Source organism: Bacillus sp. V2I10, from assembly GCF_030817055.1.
Taxonomy (GTDB): domain Bacteria; phylum Bacillota; class Bacilli; order Bacillales; family Bacillaceae; genus Bacillus_P.
This window is the reverse complement of record NZ_JAUSYV010000001.1, coordinates 1850641-1866525: the sequence shown is the minus strand read 5'-3', so window position 1 is coordinate 1866525 and position 15885 is coordinate 1850641. Positions and strand designations below refer to the sequence as shown.

The following is a 15885-nucleotide window of genomic DNA, read 5'->3' as shown; positions in this document are numbered from 1 at the left end:
TAATTGTAAGAATTTTCTCATAACTTATAAAATTTTAGGGATAAAGATGACTAACCCTATAATAACTGCTAGCACTGCATAAATCAAAACCGCACCGGCTGCAGCATCTTTAGCTGCTTTTGCCAGCGGATGATATTCTGCCGTGACAAGGTCCACAAGCCGTTCTACGGCCGTGTTCATCAGCTCAAGCGACAGCATTCCCCCCATTAAGAAAAGGACGATAAGCCATTCAGTGAGGGTGATATGATAAAAGAAGGCTGCAGCTGTAACAAGAATACAAATGACGGTATGTATTTGAAAATTACGTTCAGATCCAAATGTGCTCTTTATCCCATCCCACGCATAGGAAAAGCTTCTAATGAAACGTTCCCGCTCAGATCTCTCTTTTGAGCCCATATGCATCCAGAATTTCTTTTTGTTTTCCAAACATTTTTTTCTCATCTTCCTCTGTCATATGATCATAGCCAAGCAAATGAAGCAGACCGTGAACAGCCAGGAAGCCAAGCTCTCTTGTAAAGGAATGACCATATTCCTCAGCCTGCTCTGATGCACGGGGGACAGATATAATAATATCTCCTAAAACCGGAGGCATGTCCACCCCTACAATTGAAACTTCCCCTTCTCCCTGCTCTTCCATGGCGAAAGATATGACATCTGTAACCTGATCTTTGCTGCGGTAATCCCGATTGATTTCTTTAATTTTTTCATTGTCAACAAAAGTGACAGACAGCTCAGCGTCCTGCGCAACGCGTTCTGCTTCAGCTGCGTGCTGAAGCAGCGTTTCAACCATTTCAAGCTGTTCTTCTGTCAGCAATTCTGTTTCATCTTCCATATCAATAATCATTCTAGTCATGCTTGTTTCACCTTCTGTTTTGAAATTTCAGGATACTCGATTCTGGAATGAAAAATACCTTTTAATGTTTCACTGAATGATTTTGCAATAATATCAAGCTCTCTGAGCGTTAAATCACATTCGTTAAGCTGATGATCCTGAAGTCTGTCTGTTATAATGCCCCGAATAAGCTTTTCAATCTTATCAGGAGTTGGACTCGACATGGATCTCACTGCGGCTTCAACACTGTCAGCTATTGAGATAATCGCGATCTCTTTCGTCTGTGGTTTAGGTCCCGGGTAACGAAACTCCTCTTCATAAATATCAGGATGATTTTGTTTAGCTTTATGATAGAAAAACTTCAATAACGTTGTTCCGTGATGCTGTTCGGCTATATCTACAAATTCCTTAGGCATTTTGTGCCTGCGGAGAAGCTCTGCACCATCTGATACATGAGAAATAATGACATTCTTGCTTAATTGAGGCGACAATTTATCATGCGGATTTTCAATATTCATCTGATTTTCGATAAAATACTGAGGCCGTTTTGTTTTGCCAATATCATGGTAATAGGCTCCCACACGAGCAAGAAGGCCATTCGCCCCAATTGCTTCACAAGCTGCCTCAGATAAGTTGGCAACCATGACACTATGATGGTATGTGCCCGGTGTTTCAGTTAATATTTTGCGGAGAAGCGGATGATTTGGATTCGATAATTCAATTAATTTCATTGTAGACAGTATTCCAAACCCCGTTTCAAAAAAAGGCATAAATCCGATAGTCAAAACGGACGACACAAGTCCTGACGCAAGTGCCATGATAAAGTATGAACCGAGTTCAATGTTTGAATAGCTTCCATTTTGCATTAATAGGATAGAAGTAATGATAAGGATATTAATCAAGGCTACAAATAATCCAGTCTGAAGAATCCTGGAACGGACATTTTGCTCATTCAGAAATAAGACTCCCGCTATACTTCCAAACAGGAAATACACGCCGATTGAAAAATTGAATGTACCCGTAACGCCTTCATTAAAGATAATACTGCCGCAGACGGCAAAAATTATACTCGTTAAAATGGCAAGCCTCTCGTGAAGAAGAAGCTTAATAAGCATGGCTCCCATTGCAACAGGAACCAGATATCCTACATTCGAATAATCAATTTCCTGGAAGAAACTGATAATTTTAATGAGCAGGATCGTAATGCTGAAAATTAAAACGTAAAGAATAAGAGAGTGATTTTTTCTCTCTGAAGGCTTATCAGGTACTTCAAAATAATAAATCAGTGTCGCAATAATTAAAAGAATAATCAGCATTAGTCCTGCAAACGGCTTTAGTGCCAGCTGATTATCGAGAAGCCCGACAAGAGCAAGCTTCCGGTAGATGTCTCTGCTGATGTAACCGCCTTCATCAACAAGAATCTGGCCTTGTTTAATCTGCACTTCTTTCACATCATCATAAGCCTGCTGCTTTTTTTCTTCCGTTGCATCAAGATCAAATACATAGTTTGCAATCACCGCGTATCTCCCAAGCTGAACAGCTGCATTTGATAAGTCAGCCCGCAGTGTAGAAGACTTAAGATATTCTTCGACAAGGCCCTTTGCTTCATCCTGTTTCTGAAGGGGAATTTCATCGCTCATTACGCGATTAACGGCCGTAATGATTGCATCTTTTGCAATGGCCAATTCATTGTCTGAAGAGTCCAGCAGCGCTCTGAAGGCATCATCAGGAATTTTCTCTCTAATATCCGAAGTAAGCTTGTCCTTTAAACGTTTAAGCTTTTCATCTGCTGAAATAGAATAGGCTTCTTCACCTTCTGTGACATTTTCATTCTGCAGTTTTATTTCATCTGCCGCCTCTTTATTTGTTTCTTTTACAAAATCAAAAATGGAAGTGATGACTTCTACTCTATTTACGACATAGTCTTTTCTTAAAACATATTCGTCTTCAACTGCGTCATAGGCTTCCTGGCGCTTGTTGTCCGTTTCATAGGTATCATCTGCCTGTGTAGGGGCAATGATCGTTTGATCGGAATAAGTGAAAAGTTCAACATCAATCGTTTCCGGCTTTACATTGCTGTAAAGCGAGACAAAAATAACCGCGGCAAGCATGATATACATCGATATATGTATAAATTTATTATTCTTTATTTTTTCGATTAGCTGACTAAATTTAGGCTTTTGCTTCGTTTTCATAACCTCACCCCCTGCTCCCCTTTGCAATCGTGAAAAAAGTGACCCGAAATCGGGCTGTCGGGTCACTTTGTCTGATCATATGCTTCGATGATTTTCGCAACCAGCGGGTGGCGAACAACATCTGATTGCTGCAGTTCGTTAAAAGCAATGCCGCTGACAGAACTTAAAGTTTCTTTTGCGGCAGCAAGTCCTGATTTAACGCCTTTTGGCAAGTCTACCTGAGTAATGTCTCCTGTAATGACCATTTTTGAGCCAAACCCAAGCCTTGTCAAAAACATCTTCATTTGCGCTGGTGTCGTATTCTGGGCCTCATCCAAAATAACAAAAGCGTCATCAAGCGTTCTGCCTCTCATGTAGGCTAGAGGAGCAATTTCTATTGTACCTCTTTCAATTAATCTTTGCGTGTGCTCCATTCCAAGTACATCATGCAAAGCATCGTATAGAGGCCGTAAATAAGGATCAACTTTTTCTTTAAGATCCCCTGGAAGGAATCCAAGGCTTTCTCCGGCTTCTACCGCAGGTCTGGTTAAAATAATTTTTTTAACGCTGTTATTCTTTAAAGCACTCACTGCCATGACAACGGCTAAATATGTTTTTCCTGTTCCTGCAGGTCCAATACCAAAGACAAGATCTTTATTCCTGATAGAAGAGATATAATGTCTTTGTCCAAGAGTTTTAACCCTGATTGATTTCCCGCGGGCGTCTTTGCTGATCTCATCTACATATAATGCTTCAAATTCATCAAGTTTTAAGCGTTTTGCCATTTCAATTCCGTATAAAACGTCACGTTCACTGATGGTGATTCCTTTGCGAATCAGGACTAACAGCGACTTCAATACATCATTAACTGTCTGAACACCGTCAGGGTCCCCGGATACGTAAACCGCTTCGCCTCTCGTTACAATGGAGACGTTCAGTTCATCTTCCATACGCTTTAAATGTGCATCATTATTTCCAAACAGAGCAACCGCTTCATTTGGGTTTTCTAATTGCTGATTTATCGTAACTAGTTCTTCTGGCATTATTTAATCTCCCTGAACAATTGGTGTAGTTTTTACGATATTTTCTATAACTTGGTAGAGCACTGTTAGTTTTACTTTACCATTCTCATTCGTCTGGTGCAAAACTTTTTGACCCTTTATTTCTGCTTCTTCTCCCAATTCATTCAATAACTCTTTTTTGCCTAGTTCAAGGGCAGCTGTCCGTGCTTCCTCGTTTGTGTAACTGCGTTTAACAACTTCTTTTTCGCGGTAGATTTTTTTACCGTATCCAATCGGCAGGTTCCAATTCAGAAATTTAACTGATCTTATATCTTCCTCCACTTCAAATTCTTTAAACATGTCCTGCTTAAATCCCCACACCTGAAGCTGCCATGACCCAAGTTCTAAGTAATACTTGCGTTTGTCATCTCCAGAAAAAACATTAAACGTTGTATGAATAGGCACTTCCGCTTCAGAACGGTACCATGTCTCTCCCAGTATCTCTGCTTTCGCTGCCACTTTCTGCTGATTATTCTCATTGCCTATTATTCCCGAAACAAGCAGCTGTCCTTTTTTTACATGCTCATTAATAGATACCGCAGGCTGTCCTTTTTCAACGTACATTTTAGTAATAATCGCTTTTTTCCTTGCAACGATATGCTGCGGACTTGAATACGTGATTTTTTCCGGTTCATTTTTCTCAACAACCTCAAAATGATAGTTTGTGCCCTTCAGTTCTACTCCAACCCAAGTAAGCTCTTTGATATTGTTTGTCAGGTTTTTTTGAATGGAGTCAGGATCAAGAGTAAAGAACTGCAATTTCCCAACCTTCACACCCATTGCATCAAGCTCTTTTTTTATAAGGTGCTCGGTGCTAGGCTTTGCTCCCTTTATATCAATTCCCCAAATCATGTTGGATAAAAGAAGAATAACGGTAAAAAAGAGGGCGAATCCAATGACAAAACCGCTGTTTTTCAAGGATTTTTGAATAAGAAAAGGCAAGCCGGACACTTTCTTCAATGAGCATTTGCATTCATTTTTACGTGCCGCAGCCCGAATGGCATGTACATCTTTCAGACGAATAAAAAAAGAGACCGCCTCATCTTCTCTTCTTACATTCCATACAGGTACGTCCTTTCTGATGCAGTCGTTAATAAACCTTTCAGTGCCTCTTCCTGTAATTGTCACTTTGATGACGCCGTAAAAGAAATGGGTCCATTGGTTTTTCATCGTTACCCTCCTATACTCATGATTGTTCTAAGTAATTAACTTGATCGATTTTTCCCTGCAGAAGGATTTCTTCCGGCAAAATCGTTTTTATAACAAAGGCTTCACCCTTAATCTGTAGCTGTCCCTGTTTGAGTAAAAGCCGAAGTTCATTATCTGTAAAAGTGAGCAGCCCTCTATGATTTTCAATATAAATATGTATTTGGCCGATCATCGTGATGCGGGGAAGATCCATCATGACATCCTGGGGTATTTCTACTGTTCGTGAGATCCATTTCGCTACATGCTGTCGCCATTTTTTCGCCATAAAAAAGAACCCCCTCTCATCTCATATGTATGAGTTGAAAGGGGGTTCTAACACTTCTTTTTTAAACTCGGCGTTTAGCAGAGGCATGCGGCTTTTTAGATCTTGGTGGACCGAGAATTTCACTCCAGATAATCCCTTGCACAACGTTATCCTTATTTATCACAGGGTTTGCTGTCGTGCGCTTAAGCTGACTGTTTTTAGAGTCAGTCTGAATTTCAGCTTGAATTGCATCAGCCGCTGAGCCAATTTCATTTCCAAGTTCGATCATTTCACTTTTTGCTGAGTGATGTCTGTTTTCTATTGTATCAATCGCTTCTTTCAATCGTTCTTCAGCTGCCGGCTGATTTGCGGTCTGATCAATTGAAGGTACGGGGACAGACGCAGAAGATGCTGGGTTTTCCATTTGCCTTCGCTGTTGTTTTCCCTTCTTTTTTTTGCCGAATAAGGATGATAAAACAAAGATAAAGCCCGCAATAACTAATGGATTGCTAAGAATAAAGTCAACTAAGTCCATTCGTCAGCACCCTCCTTTTTCGAGCTTTTCCTATTTATTATCATGATCCGGCTGATCTTTTGATAATTTTCCGATTGAATCTCTCATATCTGTATCTGCATTGATGTTTTCAAAATTCATATAGTCCATGACGCCAATTTTCCCATTTCGCAAAGCTTCAGCCATTGCAAGCGGGACTGTCGCTTCCGCTTCAACTACTTTCGCTCTCATTTCCTGCGTTTTTGCATTCATTTCCTGCTCTAGGGCAACTGCCATAGCACGGCGTTCTTCTGCTTTTGCCTGGGCAATTTTCTTATCCGCCTCAGCTTGATCTGTTTGTAGGATAGCTCCGATATTTTTGCCGATATCAACATCTGCAATATCAATCGAAAGAATTTCAAAAGCAGTTCCGGAATCTAAGCCTTTATTTAACACTGTCTGAGAAATCATATCAGGATTTTCAAGGACTTTTTTATGATTGCCAGAAGAACCGATTGTACTGACTATGCCTTCACCTACACGGGCAATAATCGTTTCTTCGCCGGCTCCCCCGACTAACCGTTCAATATTTGCTCGGACCGTAATACGTGCTTTAGCCTTCACTTCAATTCCATCCATTGCAACACCAGCGATAAACGGCGTTTCAATAACCTTAGGATTTACACTCATCTGAACGGCTTCTAAAACATCACGCCCTGCAAGGTCAATCGCTGCGCAGCGCTCAAAAGAAAGCTCAATATTCGCACGCTCTGCAGCTATTAAGGCATTGACTACCCGGTCTACATTACCGCCCGCTAAATAATGACTCTCAAGCTGATTAATCGTCACACCAAGCCCAGCTTTATGAGCTTTAATTAACGGATTGATAATTCGATTTGGGCTTACACGGCGAAGCCTCATTCCAATAAGAGTAAAGATGCTGATTCGAACTCCCGCAGCAAGTGCTGAAATCCACAGCGTAATCGGTACAAAAGTAAATAAAACACCTATTAATATAACACCAATAACAATTAATCCTAACGTTAAAAGCAATGACGGATCCATTGTACTCCTCCTTGTATTAAAGGATTTCCCTCACGACAACACGTGAGCCTTCAACTTTAACAATCTTAATCTTTTGATCTTTTGCAATATACATTCCTTCTGTAACAACATCGATTCGTTCATCATCTATGAGGGCAGTTCCTGATGGTCTCATGGATGTGAGGGCTATACCAGTTTTCCCAATCAGCTCCAAACGATTCCGATTTGAAACATACCCGCTTTCAGTATTTGTAGAATCACGCAAGATTAGTTTCTTAAATATATTCATACGTTTTCCAAACACCTTTACAAATATGATGGCTGCCGTTACGGCAACGAGTAATGCCACAACTAATGAAAATGCCATATATGCAATATCATCAGTTGCTATAAAAAAGCTCAATAGGATGGCTCCAAATCCAATAAAGCCGATAATGCCACCTGGAACAAAAAACTCCGCTGCCACAAGAATTAATCCAACGATAAACAAAATCACGGTTTCGAGTCCGGCAAGCCCTGCGATATAATGTCCGTAAAAGAATAGAAAGAGCGATGATAAGCCCATAAAGCCCGGCAGACCAAAGCCAGGACTGTATAATTCAACGATAAGTCCAAGACTTCCAATTGAAAGCAGGATCGGTATCACAATTGGATTGGTCACAAATCTTGCTACTTTCTCAGCAAAGCTAACCTCCATTTCAATCACTTCAGCTGAACCTAAGTTAAGTGCACTTAACAAACTGTCCAGGTTTTTAGCAATTCCTTCTGCATAATTTACCTCTACCGCCTGCTCTGCGGTCAGAGTCAATAGATCACCCTTGCCTGCTCCATACTCCGGAAGGTCCACATCGGGATCAGCCATAGCAAGTGCGTATTTTGAATCTCTGTTATTCCGTTCTGCTGATTCTTTCATTTCAGCCAGCCAGACGGATTCAGCTTTTTTATCAGCCGTATTGCCTTCTAAATCAATAATAGCTGCAGAGCCCATCTTAGCTCCCGGAACCATGTAAATTTGATCAGCATTCAAAGCAATGTAAGCTCCGGCAGATAAAGCCCTTCTATCTATAAAAGCGGTTACAGGGATTTCTGATGCTCTGATTGTGTCCGCAATTTCAAGTGCAGCATCAACCGCTCCGCCCGGAGTATTTATATCGAGAATAATGTGATCGACCTTTTCTTCTCTTGCTTCCTTAAAAGATCTTTTAATAAATTGTGATAAGCCTTTTTCAACGGTTTCTTCAATTGGTATGACCGCAACTTTTTCAGAAGCATTATCTGCAGCGGGCATATAAGCACTTCCAAACAGGGAAAGAAACAAAACAATTCCAAATAATATATGAAACAAACGGTTATGATTGCTTATCAAGTGAATCGCAAGCCTCCTTTCAATCGTAAGGTTTAATTGTAATACGTTTCATCTTAAGTATAGGTTTCGTTTTTATGAAAAATTCTATTAGAAATGTGGAACCGACTGTTTAGACCCGACAGACAGATAAGAATTCATCCGAAAAGTCCGGGTTTGACTTTTTGAGGGATTTTGTTCTGGCCGAGGGGCTAGGAGGTGGAACTGGACAATGTGTGAAGCAGAAATATCTGTTTAGCCCCGACAGACAGAAAAGGGTCAGACTGGAAAGTCCGGGTTTAACTTTTCATGCTGAGACGTTCTGGCCGAGGAGTTGGGCGGTGGAGCTGGACAATAGGAAAAGCGGAAGCGCCCGTAAGCCGCTTTCTTATTTATCCACTTTTTTTGTATCTATCTAACAAGCTTAAATGATCTTTTTTCAGCTAAATTTGTTACGATCTGCTTTTCCATTTAAAACATAAAAAATACCCTGTTCAAATGAACAAGGTGTTTTCCGTCTTTTTATGATAGCTGTCCAGCTACAGTTTTATTGACAAGCGCGCCATCAGCCTTACCTTTTACCTTAGGCATGATCGCAGCCATAACTTTACCCATGTCTGCTTTAGAAGTTGCATTTACTTCTGCAATTGTTTCTTTCACAATAGCTTGAAGCTCTTCTTCTGAAAGCTGTTCAGGCATGTATACAGTTAAAATATCAAGTTCAGCCTGTGTCTTTTCAACTAAATCTAAGCGATCAGCTTTACTGAATTCCTGGAGGGAGTCTTTACGTTGCTTTAATTCGCGAGAAAACACAGTCAGTTCCTCTTCAGCAGACAACTCCTGTTTACCCAGCTTGATGCCTTCATTTTGTAATGAGGCTTTCACCATTCGGATAACAGCCAGTTTGTCCTTCTCTTTGTTCTTCATCGCTTGTTTCATATCTTGATTCAAACGCTCAAGAAGACTCATAGATCCACCCTCTTTAGAATTTGCGTTTTCTAGCAGCTTCAGACTTTTTCTTACGTTTTACGCTAGGTTTTTCATAGAATTCGCGCTTTCTTGCTTCTTGTATAGTACCGCTTTTTGATACTGTACGTTTGAAGCGACGAAGAGCGTCCTCAAGCGACTCGTTTTTACGAACGACCGTTTTTGACATTCTTATTCCCTCCCTCCGAATACAACCAATCGACATCATCTGTTTAATAAACATGTTTAAAGAAAACATGTACTTTGCAATTATAATATAACGTTTCTCCGAGGTCAACTTATATAAAAAAAAGTTCTTAACTTCGTTCTTTTGCCCCCTAATTTTCAGTCATGCTGCTGGGCGCTTGTCCATATATTTTTTAATAAGAGGTGATTTGATGGGCACTGCAGGCTTTTTCTTCCTTTACTTAATCGTTTTTTTAGCCGGTATGCATTTGCTGAAAAAAGGCCTGTCTATTCTATCCGGACAGGCGATGAGAAGCTGGATCTATACTTGTATTAACCATCCCGTCAAAGCTTTTATGGCGGGAATCATATTCACGGGCATTCTGCAAAGCAGTTCAGCTGTGATGGTAATTGTAATAGGTCTTGTTTCAGCTGGAGTCATCTCGTTTAAACAGACGATTGGAATTATTCTTGGAACAAATATTGGCTCTACTTTCACTACACAACTAATCACTTTGGATATTGGATCTTTGATTCTTCCCCTTTTCATTATAGGATTTCTATGTCTTTTAATAGGAGCTGCCTTTAAAAAAGAAGCGCTGATGCGAATGTGTGCTGTTTTTATGGGGCTAGGAGCACTTTTTTCAGCGATGGCAGGGTTTGGCCGGCTTGCTAATCCTCTATCCCAGCTGGAACTTGTTCATGAATTATTGCTGTACACAAATGAACACTCTTTTGCAGGAGTCCTATGCGGGACGGTTTTAACCGCAATTATTCATTCAAGTGCAGCCACCGCAGGCATCATTATGAGTTTTTTAAATGCGGATATTCTTACGCTCAGTGCAGGTATTGCTTATGTTCTTGGAGCTAATATCGGCACTTGTATTACAGGCATGATGGCAGCAGCCGGAGCCAATCAAGAAGCAAAGCTGACCGCCTATGCGCATGTGTGGGTAAATGTAATCGGTGTAGCCGCATTTTATCCTTTCATTTCATATTGCAATGCAGCTGTTCAAACTTTATCTTCACAGCCTGATCTGCAGCTGGCACATTTCAGTCTAATTTTTAATGTCATCAGTTCACTTGCATTGCTGCCTTTTGCTAATGCTTTTGGAAAATTTGTTGTTTCATTTTCAACTTTGTTTAGAGGAAATTAATACGGCAAAAAGACTGCCGAAAAATTTTCAGCAGTCTTTCATAGTCAGAAATTAATAATCAGAATTAGAAACTTCGCCTTTAACAATAGAAATTCCAGCACTTGCACCGATGCGAGTTGCACCAGCTTCAACCATCGCAAGCGCTCCTGCACGGTCACGAACGCCGCCAGAAGCTTTTACGCCAAGATCTGGCCCTACTGTTTTACGCATTAGTGCGATATCCTCAACAGTTGCACCGCCAGTTGAGAAACCAGTGGATGTTTTGACGAAATCTGCTCCAGCTTTCACTGATAATTCGCATGCTCTAACTTTTTCTTCTTCTGTTAAAAGACTTGATTCGATGATGACTTTTGTAAGCGCTTTTCCTTTAGCTGCATCAACAACCGCACGGATGTCACGTTCAACAAGCTCATCATTTTTATCTTTTAATGCGCCGATATTGATTACCATATCAACCTCTGTTGCGCCTTTTGCAATTGCATCTTTTGTTTCAAATGCTTTCGTTTCAACTGTAGTCGCTCCAAGCGGAAAACCGATTACCGTACAAACCTTTACATCTGTTTCTTTTAATAAAGCGGCTGCTGTTTCAATCCAAGTTGGATTGACACAAACAGATGCGAATTTATATTCCTTTGCTTCTGCGCATAATGTTTCGATTTGAGACTTTGTTGTTTCTGGCTTTAACGCTGTATGGTCAATCATATTGCCAATATTTACTGACATATGTAGTACCCCTTTTCCATTTAATTAGTCGTCTGACCTCTTACATCTTAACATTTTTTTAAAAAAAATACGAGTACAAACTTAATTTACACCAGTGAAATAATTCTAAACCTGTTTTAAAAGAAAAGTGCGTTTCCTGTGTTATACATAAAATAAAAAACCCGGTCTAATCGACCAGGTTAAGAGATATTCCGCATACTTTCAGCTGCCGGTTCATCTTCCATGACACGGACAAACTGTCCTTCCGAATACGGGTAGCCAGCTTTAGTGATTTTTACTTTAACAATTTTACCGACCATTTCTTCTGTTGCAGGGAAAACAACTTTCAAATAATTATCCGTATATCCGACATAAAGACCGCTTTCAGGATCTTCTTTATATAGTTCCTCAGGAATAACCTCAAGAACTTCGTCTTCATATACAGATGCGTATTCTTTGGCAAGCTGATCGGATAGGGCAATCAGCTGATGAACACGTTCATTTTTAATTTCCTCATCCACTTGATCATCCATTCTTGCAGCAGGTGTTCCTGTCCGTTTTGAATAAGGGAAAACATGAAGCTCTGAGAATTTATGTTCTTTAATAAAATTATAAGTTTCCATGAATTCTTCATCCGTTTCACCTGGGAAACCAACGATAACATCAGAAGTAACAGCTAGCCCGGGCAAAGCTTGTTTGAGTCGTGTCAAACGCTCCGCAAAGAATTCCATCGTGTATTTTCGGCGCATTCTTTTCAATACAGTATTTGAAGCTGATTGAATCGGGATATGCAAATGACGGACAATTTTATCTGACTGATCAAGAACTTCAATGACTTCGTCTGAAATTTGACTGGCCTCAATGGACGAGATTCTAATGCGCTTTAAGCCGTGAACCTTAGTGTCCAGATCTCGAAGCAGCATGGCGAAGTTGTAATCTTTCATGTCTTCGCCGTATCCGCCAGTATGAATTCCCGTCAATACAATTTCTTTATAGCCTGCATCAACAAGCTGCTGGGCCTGTTTAATGACTTCTTTGGGATCGCGTGAGCGCATTAAGCCGCGCGCCCATGGAATAATGCAGAACGTGCAGAAGTTGTTGCAGCCTTCCTGGATCTTCAATGATGCACGGGTGCGGTCGGTAAATGCCGGTACATCAAGTTCCTCATATACTCTCGCCTTCATAATATTGCTGACGCCGTTGATAGGCTGTCTTTCGTTCTTAAATTGCTCAATATAGTCAAGCATTTTAACCCGGTCAGACGTACCTACTACTATATCAACACCCGGAATCGCCATAATTTCAGCAGGAGACGTTTGAGCGTAACAGCCGGTTACACAAATAACGCCGTCCGGATTTTTTCTTATTGCACGGCGAATGACCTGACGGCTTTTTTTATCGCCTGTATTCGTTACTGTACATGTATTTATGACATAAACATCAGCTTTGCTTTCATATTCAGAACGATCATAGCCTGCGTCCTTGAATAACTGCCAGATAGCTTCTGTTTCATAATGGTTTACTTTACAGCCAAGTGTATGAAATGCTACGGTTGGCATGCTAATCACCTCGATAATTCAAAATAATAAGAAACAGCAGATAAAACATATAGCGGAGCCGTTTCCGTCCGTAAGATTCTCGGCCCGAGTCCGCAGGCTATAAAACCTGCATTTGTCAGCTGTTCTATTTCTTCTTCCGTTAATCCGCCTTCTGGTCCGAATACAACCAGAATGGATTGACCTGGATAACTTTCATTTAATGCTTTTGCAAGATTGGAGAGTTCCCCGCTTTTAGCTGATTCTTCATATGCGACGATTTTCAGGTCATATGAAGCGGAACGATTAATAAGTTCCTTCCAGCTGCATGGCTCAAAGACGTCCGGGATTAAGTTGCGATAGGATTGTTCAGAAGCTTCTTTCACAATCTTTCTCCAGCGCTCCACTTTTTTGACTGCTTTCTTTGCATCAAGCTTTACAACGGAACGAGCAGCATTAAAAGGGATAAACGAAGCAGCACCAAGTTCTGTGCCCTTTTGAAGTATCCATTCCAGCTTATCCCCTTTAGGCAGCCCGCTCGCAATCGTGACTGATACTGGAAGTTCATGATCAGCGCTTTGCCACTCAATAATCCTGCATACTGCTGCATCATCATTTACTTCTTCTATTTCACAAAGCGCTGCCTGTCCATCTGAAGTACAGCAAATCAGTTTGCTGCCGGGTTTCATACGCATAACACGGGAGATGTGATGAACATCGTCTCCCGTGATTGTCATTCTGGATGTTAAATTTTCTTTTTTCTCACTTATAAAATAACGCTGCACAGATGAGCACCTCTTATTTCTTTCTTGCGATAAAGGCCACCCAGTCTTCCATAACAACTGTTTCTTCAATCTCAAACCCAGCCTCGATTAAACCGTTTTTAACCTCAGCCTTTTTATTAAGAATGATTCCAGAGGTAATGAATAAACCGCCTTGCTTCAGAACCTGATTTGCATCGTGGACAAATCGCAGAATGACTTCAGCTAAAATATTTGCAACGACTACATCTACAGGACCTTGGATTCCGTTCAGCAAGTTGTTTTGAGATACTGTGACCGCCTGATGCACTTTGTTTAATTTCGTATTTAAACGTGCGCTTTCAACAGCAACAGGATCTAAATCCAATGCTTGAACCTGTTTTGCTCCAAGCATTGCAGACGCAATACTTAAAACTCCGGAGCCTGTGCCTACATCCACTACTAAATCCTGTTCTTTTACAGAGCGTTCAAGCGCCTGAATACAAAGAACAGTTGTCGGATGAGTCCCTGTTCCGAAAGCCATACCCGGATCAAGCTCGATGATCAGTTCATCGGAATGGACCGGTGTATAGGTTTCCCATGTCGGCACGATCGTAAATCGCTCCGAAATCTTTACGGGATGATAATACTTTTTCCACGCAGTCGCCCATTCTTCATCATTTACTTCACTGATTGAGATATCATTCTTCCCTAAATCAATATCATGAATAAGCAGATTATTTACAGCTTCTTTAATTTCATCAACCGTTTCACCTAGGAAACTGTTTACAGGCAGGTATGCTTTAATAATAACACCTTCATCGGGATAATCATCAGAATTGAGGTGGTAGATTTCTCCATACACACTTTCACGTTCTTTTAATAGATCCATTTGATCTTCAATGACGACACCGCTTGCTCCGGCCTCATGCAATATATTCGAAATTGGTTCTACCGCTTCTTGTGTTGTATGAATACTTAACTCGGACCATTTCATTCTACCAGCTCCACTTCTGTTTATTCACCCTTGAATGCACGCTTTACTTTATCAAAAAAACTTTCTTCGTGCTCATCTGGTCTTCCTCCGCTCATTTCAGCGAAATCGCGAAGAAGCTCTTTTTGTTTTTCCGTAATATTTGTAGGCGTTAAAACACGAACGATAATGTGCTGATCGCCCTGCCCGTAGCCTCTCACATTTGCGACACCTTTTCCCTTCATCCGGAATTTAGTGCCCGTTTGTGTTCCGGCCGGAACCTTCAGCTTCACTTTACCGTGCAGTGTAGGCACTTCAATTTCATCACCTAAAGCAGCTTGTGCAAATGTAAGCGGCATTTCACAGTAAATATCGTCCCCGTCTCTCTCGAAGAACTCATGAGATCTTACTTGGAACACAACGTATAGATCACCGCTTGGTCCGCCGTTAATTCCTGGTTCCCCTTGTCCGGAAACTCGAAGCTGCTGTCCATCATCGACCCCAGCAGGAATTTTAACAGAAATCTTTTTGCGTTTTTGAACTTTTCCAGCTCCACCGCAAGTTGAACATTTATGTTTGATCATTTTGCCAGTTCCGCTGCAATGATGACACACGCGGCGGTTGACAATTCTGCCGAATGGTGTGTTTTGTTCAACATTCAGCTGTCCAGATCCGTTACAATGTTTACACGTTTCCGGCTTAGTTCCAGGTTTTGCTCCTGAGCCGTCACATGTATCACATGTTTCCTCCCGCGGTATTTCGATTGTTGTTTCCTTGCCGAATACTGCATCTTCAAAAGACAAAGTCATGGTATATTGAAGGTCTGCACCTTGTCTTGGCGCATTCGGATCGCGTCTTCTGCCGCCTCCAAAGATCGAACTGAAAATATCGTCAAAACCGAATCCTCCGCCAAAATCAGATCCTCCAAATCCTTGATTTGGATCAGTATGTCCAAATTGATCATACTGTGCACGCTTCTGATCATCGGTCAGGACCTCATATGCCTCTGAAATTTCTTTGAATTTATCAGTTGCATCCGCATCTTTGTTGATATCAGGATGATATTGTTTAGAAAGCTTGCGGTACGCTTTTTTCATTTCATCCTTTGTCGCGCTCTTACTTACTCCAAGCACTTCATAGTAATCACGCTTGCTCATAATTTCTCACTCCCGAATTCTCACATAAAGTAAATTGTATCACTCGATTTAGCCTGATTGCAAGATATTG

At 41.0% G+C, this 15885-nt stretch carries 17 protein-coding genes; 1 reads left to right on the top strand and 16 read right to left on the bottom strand.

Annotated features, from left to right (window positions below; genetic code table 11):
* Positions 1-24: 24 nt before the first annotated feature.
* The 11 genes from QFZ72_RS09365 to rpsU all read right to left on the bottom strand — a co-directional run bounded on the left by QFZ72_RS09365 (position 25) and on the right by rpsU (position 9555).
* Entirely contained in the window at positions 25-402 is a 378-nt protein-coding gene (locus QFZ72_RS09365; RefSeq protein WP_373464675.1) for a diacylglycerol kinase family protein, read from the bottom strand.
* Entirely contained in the window at positions 374-790 is a 417-nt protein-coding gene (gene ybeY / locus QFZ72_RS09360) for an rRNA maturation RNase YbeY (RefSeq protein ID WP_373464674.1), read from the bottom strand. Before ybeY ends, QFZ72_RS09365 begins: the two co-directional genes overlap by 29 nt.
* 59 nt (positions 791-849) lie before the next feature.
* Positions 850-3027 carry an HD family phosphohydrolase gene (locus tag QFZ72_RS09355; RefSeq protein WP_307432235.1) on the bottom strand — a complete coding sequence of 726 codons (2178 nt, stop codon included), beginning with the start codon at positions 3025-3027 and terminating at the stop codon, positions 850-852.
* A 62-nt stretch (positions 3028-3089) separates the two neighbouring features.
* Positions 3090-4049 (bottom strand): PhoH family protein, encoded by a 960-nt coding sequence (locus QFZ72_RS09350; RefSeq protein ID WP_307432233.1) that lies wholly within the window; start codon positions 4047-4049, stop codon positions 3090-3092.
* A 3-nt stretch (positions 4050-4052) separates the two neighbouring features.
* Complete coding sequence (gene yqfD / locus QFZ72_RS09345) at positions 4053-5237, bottom strand: sporulation protein YqfD (RefSeq protein WP_307432230.1); 1185 nt, start codon at positions 5235-5237, stop codon at positions 4053-4055.
* Between the two features lie 16 nt (positions 5238-5253).
* Complete coding sequence (gene yqfC / locus QFZ72_RS09340; RefSeq protein ID WP_252201640.1) at positions 5254-5541, bottom strand: sporulation protein YqfC; 288 nt, start codon at positions 5539-5541, stop codon at positions 5254-5256.
* A gap of 61 nt (positions 5542-5602) precedes the next feature.
* The gene (locus QFZ72_RS09335; RefSeq protein ID WP_307432227.1) at positions 5603-6055 is read right to left on the bottom strand and encodes a hypothetical protein; all 453 of its coding nucleotides are present in this window, start codon (positions 6053-6055) and stop codon (positions 5603-5605) included.
* A 30-nt stretch (positions 6056-6085) separates the two neighbouring features.
* Positions 6086-7078: a flotillin-like protein FloA gene (floA, locus tag QFZ72_RS09330; protein ID WP_070875430.1), complete on the bottom strand. Its 993-nt coding sequence runs from the start codon at positions 7076-7078 to the stop codon at positions 6086-6088.
* 16 nt (positions 7079-7094) lie between these two features.
* Complete coding sequence (locus tag QFZ72_RS09325; protein ID WP_483862265.1) at positions 7095-8393, bottom strand: NfeD family protein; 1299 nt, start codon at positions 8391-8393, stop codon at positions 7095-7097.
* A 528-nt stretch (positions 8394-8921) separates the two neighbouring features.
* Positions 8922-9368: a GatB/YqeY domain-containing protein gene (locus QFZ72_RS09320; RefSeq protein WP_307432223.1), complete on the bottom strand. Its 447-nt coding sequence runs from the start codon at positions 9366-9368 to the stop codon at positions 8922-8924.
* 13 nt (positions 9369-9381) lie between these two features.
* Complete coding sequence (gene rpsU / locus QFZ72_RS09315) at positions 9382-9555, bottom strand: 30S ribosomal protein S21 (protein WP_015595024.1); 174 nt, start codon at positions 9553-9555, stop codon at positions 9382-9384.
* Between the two features lie 208 nt (positions 9556-9763).
* On the opposite strand from rpsU, the gene QFZ72_RS09310 reads away from it, so the two are divergent.
* Positions 9764-10708 carry a Na/Pi symporter gene (locus tag QFZ72_RS09310; RefSeq protein WP_307432220.1) on the top strand — a complete coding sequence of 315 codons (945 nt, stop codon included), beginning with the start codon at positions 9764-9766 and terminating at the stop codon, positions 10706-10708.
* A 51-nt stretch (positions 10709-10759) separates the two neighbouring features.
* Here QFZ72_RS09310 and deoC read toward each other — a convergent pair whose 3' ends face one another.
* The 5 genes from deoC to dnaJ form a co-directional block, all read right to left on the bottom strand.
* The gene (gene deoC / locus QFZ72_RS09305) at positions 10760-11431 is read right to left on the bottom strand and encodes a deoxyribose-phosphate aldolase (protein WP_307432217.1); all 672 of its coding nucleotides are present in this window, start codon (positions 11429-11431) and stop codon (positions 10760-10762) included.
* A 179-nt stretch (positions 11432-11610) separates the two neighbouring features.
* Complete coding sequence (gene mtaB / locus QFZ72_RS09300; protein ID WP_252201645.1) at positions 11611-12969, bottom strand: tRNA (N(6)-L-threonylcarbamoyladenosine(37)-C(2))-methylthiotransferase MtaB; 1359 nt, start codon at positions 12967-12969, stop codon at positions 11611-11613.
* A 5-nt stretch (positions 12970-12974) separates the two neighbouring features.
* A complete protein-coding gene (locus tag QFZ72_RS09295) occupies positions 12975-13730 on the bottom strand; it encodes a 16S rRNA (uracil(1498)-N(3))-methyltransferase (protein WP_307432214.1) in 756 nt (251 codons plus the stop codon).
* A gap of 13 nt (positions 13731-13743) precedes the next feature.
* Positions 13744-14682 carry a 50S ribosomal protein L11 methyltransferase gene (gene prmA / locus QFZ72_RS09290; protein WP_307432211.1) on the bottom strand — a complete coding sequence of 313 codons (939 nt, stop codon included), beginning with the start codon at positions 14680-14682 and terminating at the stop codon, positions 13744-13746.
* A 20-nt stretch (positions 14683-14702) separates the two neighbouring features.
* Positions 14703-15815 carry a molecular chaperone DnaJ gene (dnaJ, locus tag QFZ72_RS09285; RefSeq protein WP_252201648.1) on the bottom strand — a complete coding sequence of 371 codons (1113 nt, stop codon included), beginning with the start codon at positions 15813-15815 and terminating at the stop codon, positions 14703-14705.
* Between the last annotated feature and the right edge of the window lie 70 nt (positions 15816-15885).